The 25,197-nt window shown below is 60.7% G+C and carries 24 protein-coding genes; 3 read left to right on the plus strand and 21 right to left on the minus strand.

Annotated features, from left to right (window positions below):
• Window positions 1-21: 21 nt before the first annotated feature.
• From lpxD to rpsB, 11 genes are all read right to left on the minus strand, one after another.
• A complete protein-coding gene (gene lpxD / locus G7020_RS08035) occupies window positions 22-1,080 on the minus strand; it encodes a UDP-3-O-(3-hydroxymyristoyl)glucosamine N-acyltransferase (protein WP_181083519.1) in 1,059 nt (352 codons plus the stop codon).
• On the minus strand, window positions 1,080-1,583 hold the full coding sequence (locus G7020_RS08040) for an OmpH family outer membrane protein (protein WP_181083521.1): 504 nt from the start codon (window positions 1,581-1,583) through the stop codon (window positions 1,080-1,082). The genes lpxD and G7020_RS08040 overlap by 1 nt, the downstream gene beginning before the upstream one ends.
• Window positions 1,584-1,633: 50 nt before the next feature.
• Window positions 1,634-4,039, minus strand: coding sequence for an outer membrane protein assembly factor BamA (gene bamA, locus G7020_RS08045; RefSeq protein ID WP_181083523.1), 2,406 nt, complete (start codon window positions 4,037-4,039; stop codon window positions 1,634-1,636).
• 68 nt (window positions 4,040-4,107) lie between these two features.
• A complete protein-coding gene (rseP, locus tag G7020_RS08050; protein ID WP_181083525.1) occupies window positions 4,108-5,460 on the minus strand; it encodes an RIP metalloprotease RseP in 1,353 nt (450 codons plus the stop codon).
• Between the two features lie 72 nt (window positions 5,461-5,532).
• Complete coding sequence (ispC, locus tag G7020_RS08055) at window positions 5,533-6,723, minus strand: 1-deoxy-D-xylulose-5-phosphate reductoisomerase (protein ID WP_181083527.1); 1,191 nt, start codon at window positions 6,721-6,723, stop codon at window positions 5,533-5,535.
• Window positions 6,720-7,535: a phosphatidate cytidylyltransferase gene (locus tag G7020_RS08060; protein ID WP_181083529.1), complete on the minus strand. Its 816-nt coding sequence runs from the start codon at window positions 7,533-7,535 to the stop codon at window positions 6,720-6,722. The genes ispC and G7020_RS08060 overlap by 4 nt, the downstream gene beginning before the upstream one ends.
• Window positions 7,529-8,290: a polyprenyl diphosphate synthase gene (gene uppS / locus G7020_RS08065; RefSeq protein ID WP_181083531.1), complete on the minus strand. Its 762-nt coding sequence runs from the start codon at window positions 8,288-8,290 to the stop codon at window positions 7,529-7,531. Before uppS ends, G7020_RS08060 begins: the two co-directional genes overlap by 7 nt.
• A gap of 152 nt (window positions 8,291-8,442) precedes the next feature.
• Complete coding sequence (gene frr / locus G7020_RS08070; protein ID WP_181083533.1) at window positions 8,443-9,000, minus strand: ribosome recycling factor; 558 nt, start codon at window positions 8,998-9,000, stop codon at window positions 8,443-8,445.
• Window positions 8,997-9,740, minus strand: a complete 744-nt coding sequence (gene pyrH, locus G7020_RS08075; protein WP_181083535.1) for a UMP kinase — start codon at window positions 9,738-9,740, stop codon at window positions 8,997-8,999. The genes frr and pyrH overlap by 4 nt, the downstream gene beginning before the upstream one ends.
• Before the next feature lie 348 nt (window positions 9,741-10,088).
• A complete protein-coding gene (gene tsf / locus G7020_RS08080; protein ID WP_181083537.1) occupies window positions 10,089-10,958 on the minus strand; it encodes a translation elongation factor Ts in 870 nt (289 codons plus the stop codon).
• Window positions 10,959-11,084: 126 nt separating this feature from the next.
• Window positions 11,085-11,825 carry a 30S ribosomal protein S2 gene (rpsB, locus tag G7020_RS08085; protein ID WP_181083539.1) on the minus strand — a complete coding sequence of 247 codons (741 nt, stop codon included), beginning with the start codon at window positions 11,823-11,825 and terminating at the stop codon, window positions 11,085-11,087.
• A 317-nt stretch (window positions 11,826-12,142) separates the two neighbouring features.
• On the opposite strand from rpsB, the gene map reads away from it, so the two are divergent.
• Both map and G7020_RS08095 read left to right on the plus strand, forming a co-directional pair.
• Window positions 12,143-12,925, plus strand: coding sequence for a type I methionyl aminopeptidase (gene map / locus G7020_RS08090; RefSeq protein ID WP_181083541.1), 783 nt, complete (start codon window positions 12,143-12,145; stop codon window positions 12,923-12,925).
• A gap of 23 nt (window positions 12,926-12,948) precedes the next feature.
• Window positions 12,949-15,651, plus strand: coding sequence for a [protein-PII] uridylyltransferase (locus G7020_RS08095; RefSeq protein WP_181083543.1), 2,703 nt, complete (start codon window positions 12,949-12,951; stop codon window positions 15,649-15,651).
• Window positions 15,652-15,675: 24 nt separating this feature from the next.
• Here the strand turns inward: G7020_RS08095 and G7020_RS08100 are convergent, their stop codons facing one another.
• From G7020_RS08100 to G7020_RS08130, 7 genes are all read right to left on the minus strand, one after another.
• On the minus strand, window positions 15,676-16,005 hold the full coding sequence (locus G7020_RS08100; RefSeq protein ID WP_181083545.1) for a Na+/H+ antiporter subunit G: 330 nt from the start codon (window positions 16,003-16,005) through the stop codon (window positions 15,676-15,678).
• Window positions 16,006-16,014: 9 nt separating this feature from the next.
• A complete protein-coding gene (locus G7020_RS08105; protein ID WP_181083547.1) occupies window positions 16,015-16,284 on the minus strand; it encodes a K+/H+ antiporter subunit F in 270 nt (89 codons plus the stop codon).
• Window positions 16,278-16,772 (minus strand): Na+/H+ antiporter subunit E, encoded by a 495-nt coding sequence (locus tag G7020_RS08110; RefSeq protein WP_181083549.1) that lies wholly within the window; start codon window positions 16,770-16,772, stop codon window positions 16,278-16,280. The genes G7020_RS08105 and G7020_RS08110 overlap by 7 nt, the downstream gene beginning before the upstream one ends.
• Window positions 16,769-18,277, minus strand: coding sequence for a monovalent cation/H+ antiporter subunit D (locus G7020_RS08115; RefSeq protein ID WP_181083551.1), 1,509 nt, complete (start codon window positions 18,275-18,277; stop codon window positions 16,769-16,771). The genes G7020_RS08110 and G7020_RS08115 overlap by 4 nt, the downstream gene beginning before the upstream one ends.
• Window positions 18,274-18,603, minus strand: a complete 330-nt coding sequence (locus G7020_RS08120; protein WP_181083553.1) for a Na+/H+ antiporter subunit C — start codon at window positions 18,601-18,603, stop codon at window positions 18,274-18,276. The genes G7020_RS08115 and G7020_RS08120 overlap by 4 nt, the downstream gene beginning before the upstream one ends.
• Window positions 18,603-21,395, minus strand: coding sequence for a monovalent cation/H+ antiporter subunit A (locus tag G7020_RS08125; protein WP_181083556.1), 2,793 nt, complete (start codon window positions 21,393-21,395; stop codon window positions 18,603-18,605). The genes G7020_RS08120 and G7020_RS08125 overlap by 1 nt, the downstream gene beginning before the upstream one ends.
• A gap of 238 nt (window positions 21,396-21,633) precedes the next feature.
• Entirely contained in the window at window positions 21,634-22,095 is a 462-nt protein-coding gene (locus G7020_RS08130; RefSeq protein WP_181083558.1) for a hypothetical protein, read from the minus strand.
• 216 nt (window positions 22,096-22,311) lie between these two features.
• Here G7020_RS08130 and G7020_RS08135 point away from each other — a divergent pair, with 216 nt between their 5' ends.
• Window positions 22,312-22,542: a hypothetical protein gene (locus tag G7020_RS08135; protein ID WP_181083560.1), complete on the plus strand. Its 231-nt coding sequence runs from the start codon at window positions 22,312-22,314 to the stop codon at window positions 22,540-22,542.
• On the opposite strand, the gene pdxH is transcribed toward G7020_RS08135, so the two are convergent.
• From pdxH to G7020_RS08150, 3 genes are all read right to left on the minus strand, one after another.
• Window positions 22,533-23,153 (minus strand): pyridoxamine 5'-phosphate oxidase, encoded by a 621-nt coding sequence (gene pdxH, locus G7020_RS08140; RefSeq protein ID WP_181083562.1) that lies wholly within the window; start codon window positions 23,151-23,153, stop codon window positions 22,533-22,535. The two genes, G7020_RS08135 and pdxH, sit on opposite strands and share 10 nt — an antisense overlap.
• A gap of 117 nt (window positions 23,154-23,270) precedes the next feature.
• Window positions 23,271-23,903 (minus strand): OmpA family protein, encoded by a 633-nt coding sequence (locus G7020_RS08145; RefSeq protein ID WP_181083564.1) that lies wholly within the window; start codon window positions 23,901-23,903, stop codon window positions 23,271-23,273.
• Window positions 23,904-24,035: 132 nt separating this feature from the next.
• Window positions 24,036-25,184, minus strand: coding sequence for a serine hydrolase domain-containing protein (locus tag G7020_RS08150; RefSeq protein ID WP_181083566.1), 1,149 nt, complete (start codon window positions 25,182-25,184; stop codon window positions 24,036-24,038).
• Window positions 25,185-25,197 lie beyond the last annotated feature (13 nt).

Here is a 25,197-nt window from a genome sequence, read left to right on the forward strand (position 1 = left end):
CAGGGCAATCAGAGGATAGGATCAGGCATCTGAAGACGAATCCCCGTCCGGGGTCACGGCAGCCAGGCTTTTTTCCACCTGTTGCAGTCGGCGGGCCATCTCGTCGAGATGCCGTATTCTGGCGGCACTCTTGCGCCATTCAGCGGCAGGCTGCATGGCAGTGCCCGATGAATAGCTGCCTGGCTCGGTGATCGAGCGGGTCACCATGGTCATACCGGTGACGAATACGTTGTCACATATCTCGATATGCCCGACGAGCCCGACACCACCCGCCAGCATGCAGTTGCGACCGATCTTGGCGCTTCCCGAAATCCCGGCACAACCGGCTATGGCCGTGTTGTCGCCGATCTGCACGTTGTGCGCGATCATGATCTGGTTATCCAGCTTGACGCCGTTGCCGATAAGCGTGTCGGAAAGCGCCCCACGATCGATCGTGGTGTTGGCGCCGATTTCGACGTCATCGCCGATCCGCACGCCACCGAGCTGGGCGATCTTCTCCCAGTTGCCCTTTTCGTTGGCGAAACCGAAACCTTCACCACCGATCACCGCTCCCGGCTGTATCACGACCCGTTCACCGATGCAGACGTCATGGCAGAGGGTGACGCGCGAAGCCAGACGACCACCCGCGCCCACCCGGCTACGTGCGCCGACGAACGACTGGGCGCCGATCACCACATCCGCGCCAATCCATGCATCCGCCTCGATCACGACCTGAGCGCCGATGCTGGCACTGGGATCGATCTTCGCGCGCGGATCGACGATGGCGCTGGGGTGAATGCCGCCCGCTGCCTTTGGCCGCGTCTCGAACAGGTGCGAGATGCGCGCATAGGCAAGATAGGGATTGGCAACGAGCAACGCGGTACCGGGGTAACCTTCGGCATCCTTCGGTGTAAGCAGGACGGCCCCGGCGCGGGTGCTGGCGAGATACTTGCGGTACTGCGCGTTGGCCAGAAAGCTCAGCTGCTGCGGGCCGGCGTCCTGCAGCGTAGCCAGACCCGTCACCGATTGTGCCGCCTCGCCACGCAATGTGGCGCCCAGCTGCTCGGCAAGTTCACCGAGCGTATAGACAGGCCCGTTCATTAGCGCAGCTGATTCATGCGCTCGATGACCTGGCGGGTAATGTCGAGCTGAGGTTTGACATCGACCACCGCGCCACGCTCCAGAACCAGATCGTAGTCGCCTTTCTTGATGACTTCCTCGACGGCCTTGTCCAGCTTCGGCTTGAGCTGCTTGAGCATGTCGCGATCAGCTGCAGCCTTGGATTCATTGAGCTCCTTGGAGAGGAACTGGAAATCACGGGCCTTCTGCTTGAACTCCAGTTCGAGGCGCTCACGCTCGGCCTGCTGCATCTTGTCGCCGTCCTTGCCGAGACGGTCCTGAATGCGCTTGGCATCGTTTTCAAGCCCTTTGAGCTTGTCCAGCTGAGGGCCGAATTTCTTTTCCGCATCGACCGAATAACGCTTGGCGGCGTCGGATTCGAGCAATGCCATCTGGTAGTTCAGCACGGCGATTTTCATATCGGCGAATGCAGGGGCGGCTGCCAGTGCAGCAACAACGAAAAGCAGTTGGGTCAACTTACGCACGGTATATACCACTCTTGAAAGAAAGCCCTGGAGCGAAACGCCCCAGGTCGTTAAAAGGTTTGTCCCAGGGAGAACTGGAAGACTTGGGTATCGGCATCATCCGGCTTGACCACCGGCATCGCCAGGCTGAAGCTCAGCGGGCCCATAGCGGTGATCCAGGTCAGGCCTACGCCGACCGAGCTGGCCATGTCGCCGAAGTCGATATCGCTGCAATTGTTCGAACCGGAGGGGCAGTTGGTGTCGAACACATTACCAACATCCCAGAAGACAGAGGTACGCAGCGACCGCTGGTCCTTGACGAACGGCATCGGGAACAGTACTTCGAGGCCACCCTGGACCAGTACGTTGCCACCGAAGGGCCTTGGGTCCTGGTCATCGGTACAGGTCGGTCGGCCCTTTCTATCGACGCCACACTGGCCTTCACCATTCAATGGAGCTCCAGTGACAGGATCATAAGCCTGGCTCGGCGTGCTGCGCGGGCCGAGGCTGCTGTCCTCGAAACCGCGTACCGAGTTGAAGCCGCCGGCATAGTAATGCTCATAGAACGGCAGGCGCGAAGTGGAGCCATAGGCGTCCCCATAACCCAGGCGCGTGTGCATGCGCAGGGTATAGTTCTGAGTCATGGGCACGAACAGCTGACCGTTGTAGTCGAGTTTGTAGAACGACAGGTCGCTGCCCGGAATGGTGGTTTCAAACACCAGGCTCTGCGAATGACCACGGGTAGCCAGCACGCCACGGTTCAGGGTCGATTCGGACCAACCCACCGACGCCTTGAAGTTGAGGAAGCTGTCGCCTTCCTCTTCCATGAAATCGTAGATCTCGTCGACGGTATAACGACCTGTGCCCAGATCGTCCTGCTGCACGGTAAGCCCGAAGGACAGGCGCGAGGTCTCGCTGATCGGATAACCGATATTGATGCCGCCACCCAGACTGTCCACCGAGTAGCTGGACACGTCGTAATCGAGCTCGTCGTAGTCGGTGGTGCGGTAGAAGGCGTTGTAGCCCAGGCTCACGCCATCTTCGGTCCAGTAGGGATCGACGAAGCCGAAGTTGTAGCGCGTCTGGTATTCGCTGCGGTTGAGGCCGATGCTGACGCGGTTGCCGGTGCCGAGGAAGTTGTTCTGGCTGATCGAGCCACCGAGGATCAGACCGGCGTTCTGGGCGAAACCGATACTCGCCATGATCGAGCCGGAGGGCTGCTCCTCGACGCTGTAGTTGACGTCGATCTGGTCGTCGGTCCCTGGTACCTGCGGGGTTTCGACGTTGACTTCCTTGAAGAAGCCCAGACGCTCCAGGCGGGTCTTGGACTGGTCGATCAGATAGGTCGAGGCCCAGCCACCTTCCATCTGGCGCATTTCGCGGCGCAGTACTTCGTCCTCGGTCTTGGTGTTGCCGCGGAAGTTGATGCGGTTGACGTAGGCACGCTTGCCGGGATCGACCACGAAGGTGATCGAGACGGTATTGTCCTGGTCATTGGCTTCGGGGATACCGTTGACGTTGGCGAAGGTGTAACCCTCGTTGCCGAGCCGCCGCGTGATCAGTTCCGAGGTGGTGGTCATGACCTTGCGCGAGAAAACCTGACCTTCCTTCGTCAGTAGCAGCGCCTGCAACTCTTCCTGAGGGACCTTCAGGTCACCACTCAGTTTGACGTCGCTGACGGTATAGCGGTCGCCTTCGTCGATGTTCACCGTGACGTAGACGTCTTTCTTGTCCGGCGTAATGGATACCTGGGTAGAGGTGATATCCATGTTGATGTAGCCGCGATCCAGATAATAGGAACGCAGGCGCTCAAGATCGCCGGAGAGCTTTTCACGGGCATACTTGTCGTCGTTACGGAAGAACGACAGCCAGTTGCTGGTCTTCAGCTCGAACAGGTCGGTCAGGTCCTCATCAGCAAAGACCGTGTTGCCCACCACATTGATGTGTTTGATCGAAGCGACCGAGCCTTCGTTGATGGTGATCTTCAACGCGACACGGTTGCGCGGCTGCGGTACGGCTTCGGTTTCGATGGTGGCCGAGTAACGACCCTGGGCCACATACTGGCGCTGCAGCTCGTTGCGCACGCCCTCAAGGGTAGCGCGCTGGAAAATCTCGCCCTCGGCCAGGCCTGACTGCTGTAAACCGGAAAGCAGGTCTTCGGTCTTGATCGCCTTGTTACCCTCGATTTCGATACCGGAGATCGAAGGTCGCTCCACTACGCTGATGACCAGCACATCGCCTTCTCGGCCCAACTCAATGTCTTCGAAGAAACCGGTGCGGAACAGCGCACGGGTCGCATCGACCAGGCGACGGTCATCAGCGGCCTGGCCAACGTTCAGCGGCAGGGCACCGAAGACGCTGCCGGCGGAAACCCGCTGCAGGCCGTTGACGCGTATATCGGAGATGGTGAAGGACTCGGCGTGAACTTCGGCAATCATCAGTGCGGAAATCACCGCAGGTAGCAGCAGACGTTTCATGAAGTCCTTTCTTTTCAAACCTGAAAATTGAACCTGCGCAGGGCGCGGCGACATCAAGTTGTAGGCGATTAAAGCCGGCCAATATCATTGACCAACGCAAGCAGCATCACCCCGATAACCAGGCTGATACCAATCTGTACTCCCCAACCCTGGACCCTGTCCGACAGGGGACGTCCACGGACCCACTCGACCAGATAGAAGAGCAGATGCCCGCCATCCAGAACCGGGATAGGCAAAAGATTGAGTACTCCAAGGCTGATGCTCAGGTAGGCGAGGAAGTTTAGAAAGTCACCCAGGCCGGACTGTGCAGAAGCGCCCGCCACTTTAGCAATGGTTATCGGGCCGCTCAAGTTTTTTACCGAGAGCTCGCCAAAGAGCATTTTCTTCAAGGAATCGAGGGTCAGAAGGCTCATCGCCCAGGTCCGCCGAAGCCCCTCGCCAATGGCTTCCAGAGGCCCGTAACTGATGGTGCGCAGCATGTCGTCCGGCCATTCTCCGGCGGCAACACCGGCCCCCAGGTAGCCGCGCAAATCCTCACCTTCGCCACGTGTCGCCAGGGTCAGGGGCAGCTCCAGACGCCGCCCTTCACGCTCCACTTCCAGCTGCGCGGACTTGCCGGGCAGCAACCGGACCCGGTCGATGACCTCCTGCCATTCCTGCAACGGCTCGCCATCGAGACTGACCAGTCGATCCCCCAGACGCACGCCGGCAGCCTGCGCAGGACCTTCGAGATCCAGTTGCGCGACCACCGGGGCGATGGCCGGTCGCCAGGGACGGATGCCCAGCGAGCCGATCGGGTCGGGCTCTTCGGCGCCTCTCAGCCAGTCGTTCAGCTCCAGCCGTATGGACTGTTCCTGAGTGCTGCCAAGGCTGCGCACACGCATGTCCAGCGAACCGCTCTCGCCCAGCCGGCGGATCAGTTGCAGGTTGACCTCAGCCCAGCCGGAGGTGGGCTTGCCGTTGACCTCGATGATCTCCTGTCCCGATATCAGACCAGCACGTTCGGCAAGGCTGCCCGCCTCAACGGCGCCCACCACCGGCCGGATCTGCTCGCTGCCGAGCAGCGCCAGCGCCCAGAAAAACACCAGCGCAAGCAGGAAGTTGGCCAGCGGCCCGGCAGAGACGATGGCGAAGCGCTGCTTCACCGTCTTGCGATTGAAGGTCTGATCGAGCAGTGCGGGCGGCACATCGCCCTCGCGCTCGTCGAGCATCTTCACATAACCGCCGAGCGGGATGGCCGCGATGACGAACTCGGTGCCCTGGCGATCGTGCCAGCGCACCAGGGGCCGCCCGAAGCCTACCGAGAAGCGCAGCACCTTGACGCCACAACGCCGCGCGACCCAGAAATGCCCGTATTCGTGAAAGGTGACCAGTACACCCAGAGCAACCAGGGTGCCGGCAAGCATGTACAGCGCGCTCATAAATTCCTCTGCCTCGAAAGGCCGTTCTGCAGCGATGGGGCTCGCCCGCTCCGCCGGTCCAAGACCGACCCGCTAGCGATTGCGCCCCTCAAGCCAGTGCGACGCCAGCCTGCGCGCCTGCGCATCGGCGCCCAGGACATCACCGAGGCAGTGCACCGCAACCGCCGCCTCACGATTCAGCACGTCTTCGATGATACTCGCGATTTCAGTGAAGCGAATCCGCCCATCAAGGAAGGCATCGACGGCCACCTCGTTGGCGGCATTGAGCATCGCCGGCGCCGTCCCGCCATTGTGCGCTGCCTGACGCGCCATGCGCAGACAGGGAAAGCGCCACTCATCCGGCGCATGGAAATCCAGCCGACCAATGCGCACCAGATCCAGCGCGGATACGCCAGAGTCGATGCGCTCCGGCCAGGCCAGCGCATGGGCAATCGGCGTGCGCATGTCGGGATTGCCCAACTGCGCCAGCACCGAGCCGTCGACATAATCGACCATCGAGTGGATGACGCTCTGGGGATGGATCACCACCTCGACCTGATCCGGGCGCGCATCGAACAGCCAGCACGCCTCGATCAGCTCCAGGCCCTTGTTCATCATGCTCGCCGAATCCACCGAAATCTTGCGGCCCATGGACCAGTTGGGATGCGTGCAGGCCTGCTCGACAGTCACGTCAACCAACTGCTCCAGCGGCCACTCGCGAAACGGCCCACCGGACGCGGTGAGCAATATGCGCCTGACGCCGACGCCCGCAAGGCCCTGGGCATAATCACCGGGCAGGCACTGGAAAATCGCATTGTGTTCGCTGTCGATGGGCAGCAGCACCGCCTTGCTCTGGCGCAGCGCCTGCATGAACAGCGCGCCGGACATGACCAGGGCTTCCTTGTTCGCCAGCAATACGCGCTTGTCGGCCTGCACCGCCGACAGGGTCGGACGCAAACCCGCCGCACCGACGATGGCCGCCATCACCACATCGGTTTCGGGATGGGCCGCCACTTCGCTCAACCCACCCTCACCCACCAGCACACGGGTCTGCAGGTCATCGCCGAACAACTGATCCTGCAACAGCCGCGCCTGATCGCTGTTCGCCACCACCGCGTAACGCGGACGATGCAGGCGACACAACTCGCGCAACTCGGCAATGCGATTGAAGGCCGTCAGGGCGAAAGCCTGATAGCGCCCCGGATGACGCGCGATCACGTCCAGCGTGCTCAGACCGATCGAACCCGTCGCGCCGAGCACCGTTATCTGCAAGGGCTCAGTCACCAGGCACCCCAGCCGGCGAGCCACAGCAGGACGGCAAATACGGGCACGGCTGCGGTCAGGCTATCGATACGATCCATGACGCCGCCGTGGCCCGGCAGCAGTTGACTGCTGTCCTTGATCCCCGCACTGCGCTTGAACATGCTTTCGGTCAGGTCACCCACCACCGATATCAGTACCACCACTGTCGCCCCCAGCAGCGCCAGCACCAGCTCACGTGCGGACCAGCCGCGATAGAGCCCGACCCCGAGCGTAACCAGCAGGCTGGTCAGCAGGCCGCCCACCAGCCCTTCCCAGCTCTTGCCGGGACTGACCTGCGGTGCCAGCTTGCGCCGCCCGAAACGCTTGCCGGAAAAATAGGCACCGATATCGGCGACCCAGACCAGCACCATGACGGCAACGATAAGCCAGTTGCCTTGCGGCCACTGCTTGAGCACAACCAGCGCCTGCCAGGCCGGCAGCAGGATCAGCAGGCCGATCACCAGGCTGCCTGCCCGGCCACGCCAGTGGCGCTGGCTGTCCGGGTAATTCAGCACCAGTGCCGTCGCCGCCAGCCACCAGAGCACGCTGGCGGCCAGCAGCCAGGGCGCCAGTGCCGGAAGCTGGTAGAGCACGGCCAGCAGCGCGACCACGAACAGCGCATAAGCCACCCGCGCTGGCTGACCGACATGCCCGGCCAACCTTGCCCACTCCCAGGCGCCGAGGCTCACCACCACACCGATGAACAGGGCGAAGGAGAGCCCTTCGAGCAGGAAAAAACCGATCAGCGCGATCGGCAGGAGAATCGCAGCGGTGATGATGCGTTGCTTCAACATTCTGCACGAACCTCTGTTTCGAGCTGATCGCCGGTTCTGCCGAAGCGCCGCTGCCGCCTGGCGAAATCAGCCAGTGCGGTGCGCATTGCTTCGTGCTTGAAATCCGGCCAGAACAGGTCGGAGAAATAGAGTTCGGCGTAAGCCATCTGCCACAGCAGAAAATTGCTGATGCGCCGCTCGCCACCCGTGCGGATGCATAAATCCGGCAGCGGCATATCGCCGGTGGCCAGGTAGCTCTGGAAAAGCGATGCGGTGATCGCGTCGGCATCAAGCTGGCCCGACCGGACCTCGCGTGCCATGCGCTGCGTAGCCTGGAGAATGTCCCACTGCCCGCCATAGTTGGCCGCCACCTGGAGCACGAAGCGATCATTGCCGGCCGTCATCGCTTCGGCCTCGGCCATCGCCAACTGCAATTCGTGATGGAAACGCGTGCGGTCGCCAATGATGCGCAGACTGATACCGTTTTCATTGAGCTTGCGCGCTTCGCGGCGCAGGGCCGACAGAAACAGCTCCATCAGCGCGCCCACTTCATCAGCCGGTCTTTGCCAGTTCTCGCTGGAAAAGGCGAACAGGGTCAGGACTTCGACGCCCTCCTCGGCACATACCTCGATGACCGCCCGCACCGCATCGACGCCCGCCTTGTGCCCGGCCACGCCAGGCAGGAGACGCCGCTTTGCCCAGCGATTGTTGCCATCCATGATAATTGCGACATGACGGGGTACATTCCGCCCGGCAATCGGCCTGACCTTTTCCATGAAACGACTACCTGCGCTCAATCACGCTGCAAACAATAGGAGAAACAACCAGCGGAATTCCGGGGATACGACTCATCAGCCCCACGCATGCCAGTCCGATGCGGCCTGGCATGCTGTAAGCGAGCAGTACGAAGCGTGCCGACACGGCTCGGTCAAACCGCCATCAAGTCGTTTTCCTTGTTTTCCAGCGCCTTGTCGATTTCCGTAACGTACTTGTCGGTGAGCTTTTGAACGTCATCCTGGCCACGACGTTCCTCGTCTTCGCTGATTTCCTTTTCCTTCACCAGATCCTTGAGCTGGGCAATGGCGTCACGACGGATGTTGCGCACCGCGACACGGGCATTCTCGGCCTCGCTACGCGCCTGCTTGGTGAAGCCCTTGCGCGTTTCCTCGGTCAGCGCCGGCATCGGTACGCGGATAGTGGTGCCGGCAGTGGCCGGGTTCAGGCCCAGGTCGGAGGTCATGATGGCTTTTTCCACCGCCTGGATCATGCTCTTGTCGAAGATGGTCAGAGCCAGGGTGCGCGAATCCTCGACGGTGACGTTGGCAACCTGACGCAGCGGTGTATCGCTGCCGTAGTAGGACACCATCACGCCATCGAGAATGCTCGGATGCGCGCGGCCCGTGCGGATCTTGGCGAAGGCGCCTGCCAGCGACTCCAGGGTTTTCTTCATGCGCTCCTGCGCATCTTGCTTGATCTCGTTGATCATTGATTCGGCTCCTCGATCAGGGTTCCTTCGGCACCGCCAAGCACGATATTGAGCAGGGCGCCGGGTTTGTTCATGTTGAATACCCGCAGCGGCATCTCGTGGTCGCGACACAGGCAGATGGCGGTCAGGTCCATCACGCCGAGCTTGCGGTCGAGCACGTCATCATAAGTCAGTTGCTCGAACTTCTCGGCATTAGGATCCTTGAAAGGGTCGGCGGTGTAGACACCATCGACCTTGGTGGCCTTGAGCACGACGTCGGCGTGGATCTCGATGGCGCGCAGGCATGCCGCCGAATCGGTGGTGAAGAAGGGGTTGCCGGTCCCGGCGGAGAAAATCACCACCTCACCGGTCTTCAGATGACGCATCGCCTTGCGACGGTCGTAATGATCGGTCACGCCGACCATGGAAATGGCGGACATCACCAGCGCAGGAATATTCGAGCGCTCCAAGGCATCGCGCATGGCCAGGGCGTTCATTACGGTCGCCAGCATGCCCATGTGATCGCCGGTGACCCGATCCATCCCGGCAGCCGACAGCGCCGCGCCACGGAACAGGTTGCCACCACCAATGACCAGCCCCACCTCAACGCCGATGCCGACCAGTTGCCCAACTTCCAGAGCCATGCGATCGAGCACTTTGGGATCGATGCCGAAATCTTCCGAACCCATCAGGGCTTCGCCACTCAATTTGAGCAGAATGCGTTTGTAGCGTGGGTTGCGTGCACTCATCTGCTGAGCCATTGGCGTTGTTTCTCCTGCGGCGTTATGACCAGGTTGCATGTCGGTTCGGGCCACACAACCAGAAATATCTGCGCTATGACAGCGCGACTGCGTTTTGGTGCCAAGCGGTGACTATACAGGGACAAATAACCATTTCTTTATCCCTATCAGGCCGTTGAAAAACTACCTGCGTTGGCAATACTGCGTTAAAAACAGGCTCGGAATGCTTATTTAGAAGACTAAACTCCGCTTCCTCGCCTGTTTTTGCCTTGTCTTGCCTGCCTCGCCTACGTTTTTCATCGACCTTCTATTCGACAAAGAGGCCGCGCGCGTGAGCGGGCAGCCTCTTCGAGGGACAGCAGGAAGCTGTTACTGCTTGGTCGCGGCGACCTGAGCGGCCACTTCGGCAGCGAAGTCGACCTCGGCACGCTCGATGCCTTCGCCTACTTCGTAACGCACGAAGGAAACGATTTCGGCGCCGGCTTTCTTCACCAGCTCACCGACCTTGACTTCCGGGTCCATGATGAAGGCCTGCTCGACCAGGCTGGCTTCGGCGAGGAACTTGTTGATGCGGCCCTTGACCATGTTCTCGACGATGTTTTCCGGCTTGCCGGCGATCTTCTCGGCGTTCAGTTGCAGGAAGATTTCCTTTTCCTTGGCAATCAGCTCTTCGGACACCTGATCCGGGCTGACTACGGCCGGGTTGCTGGCGGCGACGTGCATGGCAACATGCTTGGCCAGCTCTTCGCTACCACCCTTGAGCACCACCAGGACACCGATGCGGTGACCATGCAGGTAGGCACCCACGGTTTCGCCGGCAACGGCGGTCAGGCGACGAATGTTGACGTTCTCGCCGCACTTGGCGACCAGCGCTTCGCGATTGCTTTCCTGAGCGGCGATCAGCGGAGCGGCATCAGTCAGGTTTTCGGCGAAAGCCTGCTCGACGCTGTTGTTGACGAAATTCTTGAAGTCTTCCTGCAGGGCCAGGAAATCGGTCTGGGAGTTGACTTCGATGATCACGGCACGCGAGTTGTCATCGGCGACCTTGATCGCGATGGAACCTTCGGCGGCGATGTTGCCGGCTTTCTTGGCTGCCTTGATGGCACCCGCAGCACGCATGTCGTCGATGGCTTTTTCGATATCACCACCAGCAGCGGTGAGTGCCTTTTTGCAATCCATCATGCCTTGGCCGGTACGCTCGCGCAGTTCTTTAACCAGGGCTGCAGTAATCTCTGCCATGTTCGCAAATCCTCTCGATTCGTTATCGATCATCGCCCTTCACCAGAGCGATCAAATTCGGAAGTGGCAAAAAGGGGGCATAGCCCCCTTCTTGTTCACCGGGTTCAACTAGGCGGTACTGCTCACTCAGCCTTGAGCGGCCTCGGGGGCGGCTTCTTCGACGAATTCGTCAGCACCACCGGCGCCATTCTGACGGCCACGCACTACGGCGTCGGCCATTGCGCCGAGGTAGAGTTGCACGGCGCGGATGGCATCATCGTTACCGGGGATGATGTAATCGACGCCTTCCGGGCTGCTGTTGGTATCGACGATGCCGATGACCGGGATGCCCAGCTTGTTGGCTTCGGAGATGGCAATGCGCTCGTGATCGACGTCAACGACGAACATGGCGTCCGGCAGACCACCCATGTCCTTGATGCCGCCCAGGCTGCGATCCAGTTTTTCCAGATCGCGGGTGCGCATCAGTGCTTCTTTCTTGGTCAGCTTGTCGAAAGTGCCGTCCTGGGACTGGGCTTCCAGCTCACGCAGGCGCTTGATCGAGGCGCGGATGGTCTTGTAGTTGGTCAGCATGCCGCCCAACCAGCGATGATCGACATACGGCGAGCCGCAACGAGCAGCCTCTTCGCGAACGATCTTGCCAGCGGAACGCTTGGTGCCGACGAACAGAATCTTGTTCTTGCCTGCGGCCAGCTTCTCGACGAACTGCAGTGCGTCGTTGAACATCGGCAGGGTTTTTTCAAGATTGATGATATGAATCTTGTTGCGCGCACCGAAGATGAACTTGTTCATTTTCGGGTTCCAGTAACGGGTCTGGTGGCCGAAGTGCACACCGGCCTTCAGCATGTCGCGCATGGTGACTTGAGTCATTGATACTTCCTCGGATAAAACGGGTTAGGCCTCCACGCGCCCCGATATCCAACTCTTTCGAGCACCCAGGATACCGTGTCGACACGTGTGTGGGGTCAGGCGCAACGGGCTGTCCCGTCGAGCGGCGCGTTTTATAGCATAGAAAGCAGCTACAAGCTACAAGCTACAAGCTGGAGGCTGGACGAAAATGCCGAACCTGGATCACTTGTCGTTCAGCCTCCAGCCTTCCAGCGCTTTTGTCGGCTCTGCGCCTATTTGGTTTATCATTCGAACTTTCCTTTTTTCGCCGGGCTTCCCGGCACCCTCTGAGGTTTTGCATGACTGTCACCATCAAGACGCCTGAAGATATCGAGAAGATGCGCATTGCCGGCCGCCTGGCGGCCGAAGTGCTGGAAATGATCGGTGAACATGTGAAGCCGGGCGTCACCACCGAAGAGCTGGATCGACTCTGCCACGAGCATATCGTCAATGTGCAGCAGGCCATTCCGGCGCCGCTCAACTACAAGGGCTACCCGAAGTCGATCTGCACCTCGATCAATCACGTGGTCTGCCATGGCATTCCCAACGACAAGCCACTGAAGGATGGCGACATCCTCAATATCGACATCACCGTGATCAAGGACGGCTATCACGGCGACACCAGCAAGATGTTCATCGTCGGCAAAGCCCCCGAATGGGCCGAGCGCCTGTGCAGGGTGACCCAGGAGTGCCTCTATAAAGGTATCGAACTCGTGCGCCCCGGCGCGCGCCTCGGCGATATCGGCGAAGTGATCCAGAAGCACGCCGAGAAGAACGGCTTCTCCGTCGTACGCGAATACTGCGGTCATGGCATCGGCAAGGTGTTCCACGAAGAGCCGCAGGTGCTGCATTACGGACGTGCCGGCACCGGCCTGGAGCTGAAGGAAGGCATGACTTTCACCATCGAACCGATGATCAACCAGGGCCGCTCGGAAACCCGCCTGCTGGGCGACGGCTGGACGGCCATCACCAAGGACCGCAAGCTGTCCGCGCAATGGGAGCACACGCTGGTGGTCACCGCCGATGGCTACGAAATCTTCACCCTGCGCAGCGATGACACCATAGCCCGCACCCGCCCCTGAATACTGCTTGATGGAGAACTGGCATGCCACAGGTTGATCCCGAACTCTTCGACCGCAGCCAGTTCCAGGCGGAGCTGGCGCTCAAGGCCAGCCCGATTCCCGCATTCAAGAAGGTCATCAGCAAGGCACGTCAGGTGCTGGACGCACGCTTTCTCGCAGGCTGCGACATTCGCCGCCTGATCGTCGACCGCGCCTGGTTCGTCGACCAGATCCTGCGCGCCGCCTGGTCGCGCTTCGACTGGAGCAAGGGGGCCGACATCGCCCTGGTAGCCGTTGGCGGCTACGGGCGCGGCGAATTGCACCCCTATTCCGATATCGACCTGCTGATCCTGCTCGACGACAGCGATCAGGAACTGTTTCGCGACGCCATCGAAGGTTTTCTGACCCTGCTCTGGGACATCGGCCTGGAGGTCGGGCAGAGCGTGCGCTCGGTGGCCGAATGCGCCGAAGAGGCTCGCGCAGACCTGACCGTCATCACCAACCTGATGGAAAGCCGCACCATTGCCGGTCCCGAGCGCCTGAGGCAGAACATGCTGAAGGTCACCAGCCCGAGTGAAATGTGGCCAAGCAAGGAGTTCTTCCTCGCCAAGCGCAACGAGCAGCGCGCCCGCCATGCAAAATACAACAATACCGAATACAACCTGGAACCCAACGTCAAAGGCTCCCCGGGCGGATTGCGCGACATCCAGACGATCCTGTGGATCGCGCGGCGCCAGTTCGGCAGCCTGAACCTGAGCGCCATCGTCGATCAGGGCTTTCTCACCGAAGGTGAATATTCGCTGCTGGTGTCCAGCCAGGCCTTTATCTGGCGGGTCCGCTACGGGTTGCACATGCTCGCCGGGCGCGCCGAGGACCGCCTGCTGTTCGATCACCAGCGCAGCCTCGCCACGCTGCTCGGCTATGAAGACAGCGATGCCAAGCTGGCCATCGAACGCTTCATGCAGAAGTACTACCGGGTGGTGATGAGCATTTCCGAACTCAGCGACCTAGTGGGCCAGCACTTCGCCGAAGTGATTCTCTGGGAAGGCGACAGCGGCGATGCCGTCCCGCTCAACAGCCGCTTTCTGGTGCGTGATCGTTACCTGGAAGTCGCCAGGGACTCGGTCTTCGTCCATCGTCCCTTTGCGCTGCTGGAAGTCTTCGTGCTGCTCGCACAGCACCCCGAGATCAAGGGCGTGCGCGCCGAGACCATCCGCCTGCTGCGCGATCACCGCCACCTGATCGACGACGAATTTCGCAGCGATATCCGCAACACCAGCCTGTTCATCGAACTGTTCAAATGCAAGGAAGGCATCCACCGCAACCTGCGGCGGATGAACCGCTACGGCATTCTCGGACGCTATCTGCCGGAGTTCGGCCATATCGTCGGGCAGATGCAGCACGATCTTTTCCACATCTATACCGTCGACGCCCACACGCTCAACGTCATCAAGTACCTACGCAAGCTGAGCAAGCCCGGCGTCGCCGAGAAATACCCGCTGGCCAGCAAACTGGTGGGGCTGCTGCCCAAGCCGGAACTCATCTACATCGCCGGTCTTTATCACGATATCGCCAAGGGCCGCGGCGGCGATCATTCCGAACTCGGGGCGGTCGATGCCCAGGCGTTCTGCGTGCGGCACAAGCTGCCGGCCTGGGACACGCGCCTGGTGGTCTGGCTGGTGGCCAATCACCTGATCATGTCCACCACGGCACAACGCAAGGATCTTTCCGATCCACAGGTGATCAACGATTTTGCCCAGATGGTCGGTGACGAGACGCATCTGGACTATCTCTACGTGCTCACCGTGGCAGACATCAACGCTACCAACCCGACGCTCTGGAACTCCTGGCGCGCCAGCCTGCTGCGCCAATTGCACAACGAGACCAGGCGAGCCCTGCGGCGCGGTCTGGAAAACCCGCTGGAGCGCGAGGAACAGATCCGCCAGACCCAGCGCGCCGCACTCGACAGCCTGGTACGCAACGGCACCGACCCGGACGATGCCGAACAGCTCTGGGCGCAACTGGGCGATGACTATTTCATGCGTCACTCGCCGACCGATGTGGCCTGGCATACCGAAGCCATACTCCAGCATGGCGACAGCAGCGAGCCGCTGGTACTGATCAAGGAAACCACCCAGCGCGAGTTCGAGGGTGGCACCCAGATCTTCATCTACGCCGCCGACCAGCATGACTTCTTTGCCGTGACCGTGGCCGCCATGGATCAGCTCAACCTGAACATCCATGACGCCCGCATCATCACCTCAAGCAGCCAGTTCACCCTCGACACCTATATCGTGCTGGACGTCGATGGCGCGCCGATCGGCCACGATCCGGAACGCATCCAGGAAATCCGCCACGGGCTGATCGAGGCGCTGCGCAGACCGGAAGAGTACCTGACGATCATCAAGCGGCACGTGCCCCGGCAACTCAAGCACTTCGCCTTTCCGCCGCAGGTCACCATCCACAACGACACCCAGCGTCCGCAGACCATCATCGAGGTCATCGCACCGGATCGCCCCGGCCTGCTGGCACGCATTGGCCAGCTGTTCCTGGACTTCGACCTGTCGGTGCAGAACGCCAAGATCGCCACCATGGGCGAGCGGGTGGAGGACGTGTTCTTCGTGACCAATGCCGATAATCAGCCACTGTCGGACCCGCAGCTGTGCCTCCAACTGCAGGAGGCGCTGGTCAGGCAGCTATCGCAGGAAAACGAGCATCAGGCATCGCCCAGCAGCATCGAGATCTGAACAGCCCGCCTTGCCAAGCGCCGTTCAATCCCAAGGCCGGCCCTTGGTGCGCTCGACGCTGAACAGCTTCTGCTGCATGGCCGCCTTGGCCAGCATGTGAGCGCTGACCGGGGCGGTGATGAACAGGAACAGGGTTATCAGCAGTTCGTGCAGGCTCAGGCCATCGTTTTGATAGCTGAAGAAAAGCATCGAGGCGACAAGTATCCCGCCCACTCCGAGGGTGGTGGCCTTGGTCGGCCCATGCAGACGAGTATAGAAGTCGGGCAGGCGATACAGGCCTATCGCTCCGATCAGCGCAAAGATGCTTCCGACGATCAGACAGACGCTGACCAGCAATTCAATCCAGAACGGCATGTGCTCTCCTCAATCGATGATGTCGCCGTGCAGCAAATGCTTGCCTACCGCAACGGTACTGACGAAGCCCATCACCGCAATCAGCAGCGCGGCCTCGAAGAACAGATCGGAAGCCAGCCAGATACCGAACAGCACGATCAGCGCCAGGCCATTGATATACAGCGTATCGAGCGCCAGCACCCGGTCTGGCATGTCCGGCCCCCTGACCAGGCGAATGAGATTGAGCAGCACCGCCACACCCAGCAGGCCCATACAGAAGAGAATCACGTAGGCTAGCATTCGAAAATCTCCAGCAGCGGCGCCTCATAGCGGCTCTTCACCTCGGTGACCACCGTCTCTATATCGGGTGCATCCAGCGCATGCAGAAGCAAGCTCCTGTGATCGGCACTGAGGCCAGCCGATACTGTACCGGGCGTCAGCGAGATGATGCTGGTCAGCGTCGCCAGTACGAATTCGTTTTCAATCAGCATCGGCACTTCGATGAACGCAGGCTGCAGTTTCTCCTTCGACCCGAGCACCAGCCTGGCCACATGAATGTTGGCGATCACGATGTCATAGAACACCATCAGCATGAACAGGCACAGCTTGAGCGGCTTGCGCACAGGCGGCACATCGATCAGGAAGCCTGCGACCAACAGCGGGATCACCCAGCCGAGGAACAACCCCAGTACGATGTGACCGACCCCCAGGGTATTGTTCATCAGCAGCCAGAGTGCAGCCAACAGCAGCGTCAGCATGGGATTGGGCAGCAGACGGAACCTCTTCATGCACCACCTCCCTGAATGATCTGCAGATAAGGACCGAGGTCGAACAACTGTGCAGCCGTGGCCTGGACATACGCCTGCACCGGCTGTGCGGAAACGACCAGCAGCACGCTGCCCAGCAACAAGCCAAGAGTCGCCAGCAAGCGCAGCGAATCGGACGGCGCCCCTACAACCTCTGCTACCGCATCGCTCGGTCGCCAGAAGATCGTGCTCCCAGCGCGGCTCAGGGTGATTACCATGCCCAGCCCGCCCACCAGCACCACAGGCCAGAGCGCCAGGGCGCCGTTACCGGGCGATACCGCCTGCAACAGCATCACCTTGCCCAGAAAGCCGGAAAAAGGTGGCAGTCCGGCAACCGAAATGGCACCAAAAAAGAACAGCGCCCCCAGCAGCAACGGCTGCCTCAGCGCTGGCGCCGATACCAGCTCTGAGCCCTTCTCACCCCGCTGACAGGCAATCAGATCCGCCAGCAGGAACAGCCCACCGGCGACCAGCGTACTGTGCAGCAGGTAGTAGAGCGCAGCGCTCAGGCCCTGCTCGGTGCCCAGGGCAAACCCGGCCAGCAGGGTTCCCACCGAAACCACCACCAGATACGCCAACAGCATCTGCAGATTGCGCGCCGCGAGCGCGCCCAGCACGCCAGCGGCAAGGGTGAGCATCGCCAGCGGCCACAGCCAGTCGAGCACCATATTGTTCAGGATGCCTGCCTCGCTGCCGTAAACCAGCGTGAATACCCGGACAATCGCATACAGACCGAGCTTGGTCATGATCGCGAACAGCGCCGCAACCGGTGCCGTCGCCGCGGCATAGGCGCGCGGCAACCAGAAGTACAACGGCAGAATCGCACCTTTCAGCGCAAATACGATCAGCAGCAGATAGCCCGCCGCCGCCAGCAGGGGTGCATCGGCAGGATCGGTCGCGCCGACCCGGATGGCCAGATCGGCCATGTTCAAGGTTCCGGTGAGGCCGTACAGCATGCTGACCCCGATCAGGAACAACCCCGAACCCAGCAGGTTCAACACCACATAGTGAATACCGGCCTGCACGCGCTTCGCCCCGTTGCCATGCAGCAACAGCGCATAGGATGAAATCAGCAGGATCTCGAAGAACACGAACAGGTTGAACAGGTCACCAGTCAGGAAGGCGCCGTTGATGCCAGCCAGCTGAAACTGGAACAGCGCATGGAAATTCGGGCCTTTTTCATCGTCTCCACGCGAGGCGTAAAGAACCGCAAAGCCCGCCAGCACTGCCGTCACCAACAGCATCATCGCACTCAGGCGATCGAGCAGCAGCATGATGCCGAACGGTGGCAACCAATTGCCAAGCTGGTAGACGAACAGCGTTCCGCTATTGGCTTGCAGCAGCAGCCACAGGGCCAGCGGCACAAGCAACCAGGTCGCCAGCAAGGACAGCAGACGCTTGAAAGGCGTACCCATTCTATGGGTCAGCAACAGCAGACTGCCGACGAGCAACGGCAGCAGGATCGGAAGGATCAACACATGATTCATTCGCGCGGCTCCCGACCGTCCACATGATCGGTTTTCAGCTCACCCAGACCACGCAGAGACAGCACCACGACAAATGCAGTCATGGCAAAGCCGATGACGATGGCGGTCAGTACCAGCGCCTGCGGGAGCGGATCGCCATATTCCGCGCTTCTGCCGATGACAGCCGGCATGCCCGTGGTCAGCCGGCCCATGGAAAAAATGAACAGGTTCACAGCGTAGGATATGAGCGTCAGCCCCATCACCACCGGAAATATTCGCGCACGCAACAGCAGATAGACACCGCTGGCCATCATGATTCCCAGCGTTATCGCCAGTACAGCTTCCATCAGAGCACCTCCTTGCACGATTCATCCTGGCTGACGTGGCCGATATTGGACAGGATCAGCAGGGTTGCACCGACTACCGCCAGATATACGCCCAGGTCGAACAGCATGGCCGTAGCCAGCTCGAACTCACCAATGAATGGAAGATGGAAATGGTCGAAGGCTGAGGTCAGGAACGGATAACCGAACAGCCAGCTGCCCAACCCGGTCAGACCTGCGGTGAGAACACCGAGGCCGGCGATGCCGTGGTAGCTGAAGGGTTGGCGCTGCTGCGCCCAGGTCACGCCGTGGGAAATGTATTGCAGGATCAATGCGACCGCCGTAATCAGGCCTGCAATGAAACCGCCACCCGGCAGGTTGTGCCCACGCAGGAAAATGAACACGGAAATCAGCAAGGCCATCGGCAGCAACGCACGGGCCAGTGTGTCCAGGACCATCGGGTGGCTGTCGGTGCTCCACAGCCTACCGCCGTAGTCACGCAGCGGATGGGGCAGATGCAATCCATAGAGCAATCCATAGATGCCCACCGCAGCGATGGCCAGGACCGATATTTCGCCGAGCGTATCGAAGCCACGGAAGTCCACCAGAATCACGTTGACCACGTTGGTGCCGCCGCCACCCGAAACGCTGTTCTCCAGAAAGAAGGATGCGATGCTCTCGTAAGGCCGCGTCAGTACCGCATACGTGAGCAAGGCGATCATGGTGCCGAAACTGCCGGCAAGGATCAGGTCACGGAAGCTGCGCAGGCTGCTCGACTCCGCCGGAGTTCGGTCAGGCATGAAGAACAGCGCCAGGATGAGCAGGATGATGGTCACCACCTCGACCGACAGTTGCGTCAAGGCGAGGTCTGGCGCCGAATAGCGAGCGAAGGCCAGCGCCACCATCAGCCCGACCACGCTCAGCACCATGAGCGCCACGAGTCGCCGACGGTGGAAAAGCACTGTCAGCAGCGATGCCAGACTGAGGATCGCCATTCCGCCGACAGTGATGATATCCAGAGGGGTGAGTGCAACCGGACCACTGAAGATCTTCAGCGGCGTCAGGGCATAGATCACCAACAGCAGCGAACTGAACAGTACCAGCATCAGGTAGCGCTGCAATGAACCGTTCTCCAGGCGTTCGGTCACCCAGCGCGCGCCTGCGGTAAGGTCGCTGATCACACGCCTGAAAACCTCCAGCGAATCGACCCGGGGAAGCCCTTCGTACCAGAGGAATATCCACTTGCGCAGTCCATAGATGAGCACCCCACCGAGCAACGCGACAAAACTCATCAACAGCGGCAGGTTGAAGCCGTGCCAGATCGACAGGCTGTATTCGGGCACCGTGCCATTCAGGGTTCCGGCAACCGCAGTCGCCAGCAGAGGCGCCACGGTGTAGGCCGGCAACATGCCGACCATCAGGCAGAGCAGCACCAGGATCTCCACCGGAATCTTCATGTAGCGCGCCGGCTCATGCGGTGGGTATTTGGGCAGGTCGATCGGCTCGCCATTGAAGAACACGTCATGCACGAAGCGAAGCGAATAGGCTACCGAGAAAGCGCCAGCCAGGGTCGCCAGCGCCGGGATGGTCCAGTAGAAGCTGCCCAGCAGATGCTGGTCGAGGGTCTCGGCGAAGAACATTTCCTTGCTCAGGAAACCATTGAGCAGGGGCACGCCGGCCATCGCCAGCGAGGCGATCATCGCCAGTACTGCCGTGTGCGGCATGTATTTCAGCATGCCGTTGATACGCCGCATGTCGCGGGTTCCGGTCTCGTGATCGATGATCCCTGCGGCCATGAACAGCGAGGCCTTGAAGGTGGCGTGGTTGATGATGTGAAAAATCGCCGCCACCGCCGCCAGCCGCGAGTCGAGACCGAACAACAGGGTGATCAGCCCCAGATGGCTGATGGTCGAGTAGGCCAGCAGCCCCTTGAGATCGTGCTGAAACAGCGCCATCACGGCGCCGATCAGCAGCGTTGCCAGCCCGGTCATGCTGACCAGGTAGAACCACCACTCCGAATCCGACAGCGCCGGATACAAGCGCGCCAGCAGGAACACTCCGGCCTTGACCATGGTGGCCGAATGCAGAAAGGCCGAAACCGGCGTCGGCGCGGCCATCGCCTGCGGCAGCCAGAAATGGAACGGGAACTGTGCGGACTTGGTGAAAACCCCGAGCAGCACCAGAATCAGCGTCAACGGATACAAGGCATGCGCCCGAATCAGGTCGCCGGAGACCAGCACCGCACTCAATTCGTAGCTGCCAACGATATGACCGATCAGCAGGATGCCGGCCAGCAATGCCAGCCCGCCGCCCCCCGTCACCGCCAGCGCCATGCGAGCGCCCTGGCGCGCATCGGAGCGATGATTCCAGAAGCCGATCAGCAGAAAGGAAGAGAGGCTCGTCAGCTCCCAGAACATCAGCATCAGCAACAGGTTTTCGGACAGCACCACGCCAAGCATCGCGCCCATGAACAGCAGGAAAAAACTGTAAAAGCGCCCCATCGGCTCATGTTTCGACAGGTAGTAACGCGCATAGAGAATGACCAGCAAGCCAATGCCCAGAATCAACAGGGCAAACAGGAAGCCCAGCCCGTCGAGCCTCAGGCTCAGATTCAGACCGAGCTCCGATAGCCAGGGCAACATCTGCACTTCGACTTCGCCGTCGAACACCGCGGCACGTTTGGTCATGAGGAGAATCAGCGCCGCCAGTGGAGCCAGGCCTGCACCGAAAGCACAGGCGGACCGGCCAAGCCTTTCGAACAGCAACGGCAGGCAGATTCCGAGGAATGGCAGAGCGATTATCAGCGCAAGCGCCATGAGCAAAACCCCTTGAGCCGCGCAAGTGCGCAGCGGTTATATCCTTTGGTAGGCCAGCACTCAGCCCAAAGAGGCATGACGGCGTGCGACGATTATCCACACCGACTACCGTAACGTCATGGATTGATATATTTCTAAAAACGAAAGCGCGATCCGCTTGCGTGGATCGCACTTCTTCGCATGACGGGCTCAACCTAACAACTGGAGCGGTACAAAACCACCGCACCAGCCGAAAGTATCAGGGCGCTATACGACTGGTGCCATTGACGGTCATGACCCGCACCCGCTGGCCCACTCGAAATACCTGATTGGGCTCGACCTGCTGCACATAGGCACGCAGGCTGCCATCGTCCTCACGCAGCGTAATCTCGACGCCCTGGGTGCGCGTGATACCTTCTTCCGCTGCGGCACCCAGCATGCCGCCAGCCACCGCACCGATCACGGCGGCCACCGCACTGCCACGTCCACCACCGACACCACTGCCAGCTATGCCACCCACAACGGCGCCAGCGCCGCCGCCTATGGGCGTCTTGGTCCCTTCGATCTGGACCGGACGGAGCGACTCGATGGTTCCATAGCGAACGGTCTGCACCGTTCGCGCTTCATCGCGGGAATAGGAATCACCGGTCAGATTGGATGTACAACCGCCCACGGCCAGCGCCATGACGGTGAACGAAGCAACTAAGACAGGGTTGCGCATATGTACTCTCCTGAAACGATATTGACCCGGCGCTGGGTAGGCCTGTGGCGAAGAATCCCTTGGCAACAGACTCGTCCTGACTCAGCATGTTCAGGCTATCCTGGTCCTTCATCCCGGTCCGATGAAACATAACAGACCTTGGCAAGGCCCTACTGTACCCGAGGCTATAGCGCCCCGCACAGGCGAAAAGCCCTCTGCAACTCATGAGACTTCTCCATGGATTACTTCATCATAGCCGTCACCACCATTGCCGGCCTGGCATTTCATGCCTGGCTGTTCGTGCGTTTCAGACGCTGGGCCGACCGCGACCTGGCACTTTCCCTGGCAGGGAATGACCCGGATAGACGCACCTGGATATTGGAAAGACTGGCAGCCGCCAAAGCGGCGAAAGTCAAAAGAAAGGATTTGCAAAGCTGGCTGGAACGGGAGCTGGAAAATCACACCTGAACGAGCCGGTAATTGAGTCGATCATGCAACCGACTCGAACGCCCCTGCCAGAACTCCATCCGTTCCGGAAGCAACCGATAACCGCCCCAGTGCGGCGGACAATGCGGCTGTTTGTCGAGAAACCGCTGCTCGGCTTCGGCCAGCATCCGCTCCAGTTCGGCTCGATCACGGATCACCCGGCTTTGCGGCGAAGCCCAGGCACCCAGGCGACTGCCCAGCGGTCGTACCTGATAGTAGGCGTCCGAATCGGCAGCACTGACCTTCTCGACTCGCCCCTCGATGCGCACCTGCCGTTCAAGGCTAGGCCAGAAGAAGGTCATCGCTGCAAACGGGCAGACCTCAAGCTGTTCGGCCTTGGCGCTTTCGTAGTTGCTGAAAAAGGTGAAGCCGCGTTCGTCCAGCGCCTTGAGCAGCAGCACGCGACAATGCGGACGACCCTGGGCATCGACCGTGGCCAGGGTCATGGCGTTCGGCTCGACCGGCAACTGCTCGGTCTGCACGGCATCGCTGAACCACTGACGGAACAGGCCGAAAGGCTCGTTCGGCGCATTGGCTTCACTGAGTCCATTACGCGTGTAGTCGCGGCGCATATCGGCCAGGGTCTGGGTCATCGCAGGCATTCCTGAAACAGTCGGAGTCGAAGCTTAGTCGGTTTGGCGCCATACTCCGCTTGACTCAGCGCAAAACAAACCCAAACAGTTGCCTGCACAAGGCAGCAACGGCATGGGTTACTTGGCCTTGCTCACCTCGGCGGCTGCGACCTGAGTCTGCTCGGTCGGCGGCGTATTGTATTGACTGATCAGGGCGAGCAGCGTGGCTTGCGGTGCAAGCATCATCTCCACGCGACGATTCAACGCGCGGCCTTCTTCATGCTCGTTCGACGCTCGCGGCATATCCGAGCCCATGCCCCGAATGCGCAACCGGTCATGCTTGAGCCCGCTGAGGCGGAAGATAGCCGCCACGGCACCCGCGCGCTGGCGACTGATGGTGCGATTGATTTCCAGCGAACCCGTGCTGTCCGCATGCCCCAGCACCACGACTGCAGTTTTCTCATCCCCTTCGACCATCTTCGCCACGCGGCTGATCGGCCCCAGCGTCACTGGCAGCAACATGCCAGGGCGATCCGGGTTGAAGCTGGCATCCACTGGTGCCGTGACCACCAGCATCCCTTCCTTGCGCCGCTCGACTTCGAAACGGCTTTCTTTCAGGGCATCGCGCAGGCGTGGCTCGTAGTCATCCAGCCAGGCATGATCGATCACCGGTTCCGGCAGCGCCGCCGCTTCGGTTGGCTTCTCGCTTTTGGAACTGCAGCCGGCAAGGATCATGAGCAGGATCAGGGAGGTGCTTTTCAGCAGGTTCATGTAGCGGATTCCATGAATGTGAATGTTGATGCGGCAGATAACGGGTGGGACAGCTTAAGCAAGGATTTGCTTCAGATTGTGGACGCAGGTCCTTGTTCTGAAAAGTCGTGTTGGCACAAACAGACGAGCGGCTCAGCCCAGACAGGCGTTCACCACCCGCGCCAGACGCTGCGCTCGCGGGTCCATCAGCACATAAGGCCCCAGGGTATTGGTGACAAAACCGAATGCCAGTTCACGCTGCGGATCGGCGAAGCCAATGCAGCCGCCCGCGCCCGGATGGCCAAAGGCGCCCGGCCCCATGCCGAAGGTAGCATTGGCCACACCCGGCTGGTCCAGCCAGCAACCCAGAGCGAAGCGGGTGCGCGCCAGCAGGGTGCGATCTTCGCCGATACTGTGCTCGCGTGTCATTTCCGTAAGCGACATCGGATCAAGCAGGTCGCCGTTCAGCAGCCCCTGGTAAAAGCCTGCCAGTGAGCGCGCATTGCCATGCCCGTTGGCCGCAGGCTGCGTCATGCGTCGCCATTCAGGCTTGTTGGCGCTGTTCATGACCGACGGCGGATTGGTGAAGGCCCGCCCCGTGAGCGACTGCGGATCGCCCATCATCGCCTTGAGCAGGCGCTGGCTGGCCTCATCGCCAAAGTTGTTCTTCTGCCGTGTCAGGTAGGCGACACGATGGTCCTCGGCGGCATCGAGCCCGATATGCAGATCCAGATTCAGCGGGCGGGCGATGCGCGCCACTATCGCCTCGCCCGGCTCACGCCCATCGGCGCGACGAATCAGCTCGCCCAGCAGCCAGCCATAGGTGATCGCGGCGTAGCCATGCCCTTCGCCCGGCGTCCACCACGGGCGCTCGGCGGCCAGCGCGGCAACCATGGTGTCCCAGTCGTACAGCGCCTCAGCGGGCAACGGCTGACGAATCGCCGGCAACCCGGCCTGATGGCTGAGCAAGTGGCGCAGGGTGATGTCCCGCTTGCCGTTTGCGGCAAATTCGGGCCACAACCGTGCAACCGGTGCATCGAACTGGAGCTTGCCCTCCTCCACCAACTGCATCGCCGCCACGGCGGTGAGGGTCTTGGTGCAGGAAAACAGATTGACCAGGGTGTCACTTTGCCAGACCTGCTCGCCGGCATTGTCGGCGCTGCCGGCCCAGAGATCGACCAGGGTTTCACCGCCAATCATCACGCAAACCGCCGCGCCACGCTGGCCGGTCTGTTCGAACAATTCCTCAAAACAGTCCCTGACCGCCTCGAAACGCAAATCGAAATAGCCCTGAATCTGCATGTGTTCGCTTCTC

The organism is Stutzerimonas stutzeri (assembly GCF_013522825.1).
Classification (GTDB): domain Bacteria; phylum Pseudomonadota; class Gammaproteobacteria; order Pseudomonadales; family Pseudomonadaceae; genus Stutzerimonas; species Stutzerimonas stutzeri_AK.

What these genes read in the sequence shown, in the direction of transcription:
- G7020_RS08135 (WP_181083560.1), top strand. Translation starts at nt 22,312, where the DNA reads ATGGATTACTTCATCATAGCCGTCACCACCATTGCCGGCCTGGCATTT.
- G7020_RS08110 (WP_181083549.1), bottom strand. Translation starts at nt 16,772, where the DNA reads ATGAAGAGGTTCCGTCTGCTGCCCAATCCCATGCTGACGCTGCTGTTG.
- G7020_RS08115 (WP_181083551.1), bottom strand. Translation starts at nt 18,277, where the DNA reads ATGAATCATGTGTTGATCCTTCCGATCCTGCTGCCGTTGCTCGTCGGC.
- pyrH (WP_181083535.1), bottom strand. Translation starts at nt 9,740, where the DNA reads ATGGCTCAGCAGATGAGTGCACGCAACCCACGCTACAAACGCATTCTG.
- bamA (WP_181083523.1), bottom strand. Translation starts at nt 4,039, where the DNA reads ATGAAACGTCTGCTGCTACCTGCGGTGATTTCCGCACTGATGATTGCC.
- G7020_RS08100 (WP_181083545.1), bottom strand. Translation starts at nt 16,005, where the DNA reads ATGCCGTTCTGGATTGAATTGCTGGTCAGCGTCTGTCTGATCGTCGGA.
- G7020_RS08145 (WP_181083564.1), bottom strand. Translation starts at nt 23,903, where the DNA reads ATGAACCTGCTGAAAAGCACCTCCCTGATCCTGCTCATGATCCTTGCC.
- rseP (WP_181083525.1), bottom strand. Translation starts at nt 5,460, where the DNA reads ATGAGCGCGCTGTACATGCTTGCCGGCACCCTGGTTGCTCTGGGTGTA.
- G7020_RS08105 (WP_181083547.1), bottom strand. Translation starts at nt 16,284, where the DNA reads ATGCTAGCCTACGTGATTCTCTTCTGTATGGGCCTGCTGGGTGTGGCG.
- G7020_RS08060 (WP_181083529.1), bottom strand. Translation starts at nt 7,535, where the DNA reads ATGTTGAAGCAACGCATCATCACCGCTGCGATTCTCCTGCCGATCGCG.
- pdxH (WP_181083562.1), bottom strand. Translation starts at nt 23,153, where the DNA reads ATGACCCAGACCCTGGCCGATATGCGCCGCGACTACACGCGTAATGGA.
- tsf (WP_181083537.1), bottom strand. Translation starts at nt 10,958, where the DNA reads ATGGCAGAGATTACTGCAGCCCTGGTTAAAGAACTGCGCGAGCGTACC.
- frr (WP_181083533.1), bottom strand. Translation starts at nt 9,000, where the DNA reads ATGATCAACGAGATCAAGCAAGATGCGCAGGAGCGCATGAAGAAAACC.
- G7020_RS08125 (WP_181083556.1), bottom strand. Translation starts at nt 21,395, where the DNA reads ATGGCGCTTGCGCTGATAATCGCTCTGCCATTCCTCGGAATCTGCCTG.
- G7020_RS08130 (WP_181083558.1), bottom strand. Translation starts at nt 22,095, where the DNA reads ATGCGCAACCCTGTCTTAGTTGCTTCGTTCACCGTCATGGCGCTGGCC.
- G7020_RS08095 (WP_181083543.1), top strand. Translation starts at nt 12,949, where the DNA reads ATGCCACAGGTTGATCCCGAACTCTTCGACCGCAGCCAGTTCCAGGCG.
- G7020_RS08150 (WP_181083566.1), bottom strand. Translation starts at nt 25,184, where the DNA reads ATGCAGATTCAGGGCTATTTCGATTTGCGTTTCGAGGCGGTCAGGGAC.
- uppS (WP_181083531.1), bottom strand. Translation starts at nt 8,290, where the DNA reads ATGGAAAAGGTCAGGCCGATTGCCGGGCGGAATGTACCCCGTCATGTC.
- G7020_RS08120 (WP_181083553.1), bottom strand. Translation starts at nt 18,603, where the DNA reads ATGGAAGCTGTACTGGCGATAACGCTGGGAATCATGATGGCCAGCGGT.
- lpxD (WP_181083519.1), bottom strand. Translation starts at nt 1,080, where the DNA reads ATGAACGGGCCTGTCTATACGCTCGGTGAACTTGCCGAGCAGCTGGGC.
- rpsB (WP_181083539.1), bottom strand. Translation starts at nt 11,825, where the DNA reads ATGACTCAAGTCACCATGCGCGACATGCTGAAGGCCGGTGTGCACTTC.
- map (WP_181083541.1), top strand. Translation starts at nt 12,143, where the DNA reads ATGACTGTCACCATCAAGACGCCTGAAGATATCGAGAAGATGCGCATT.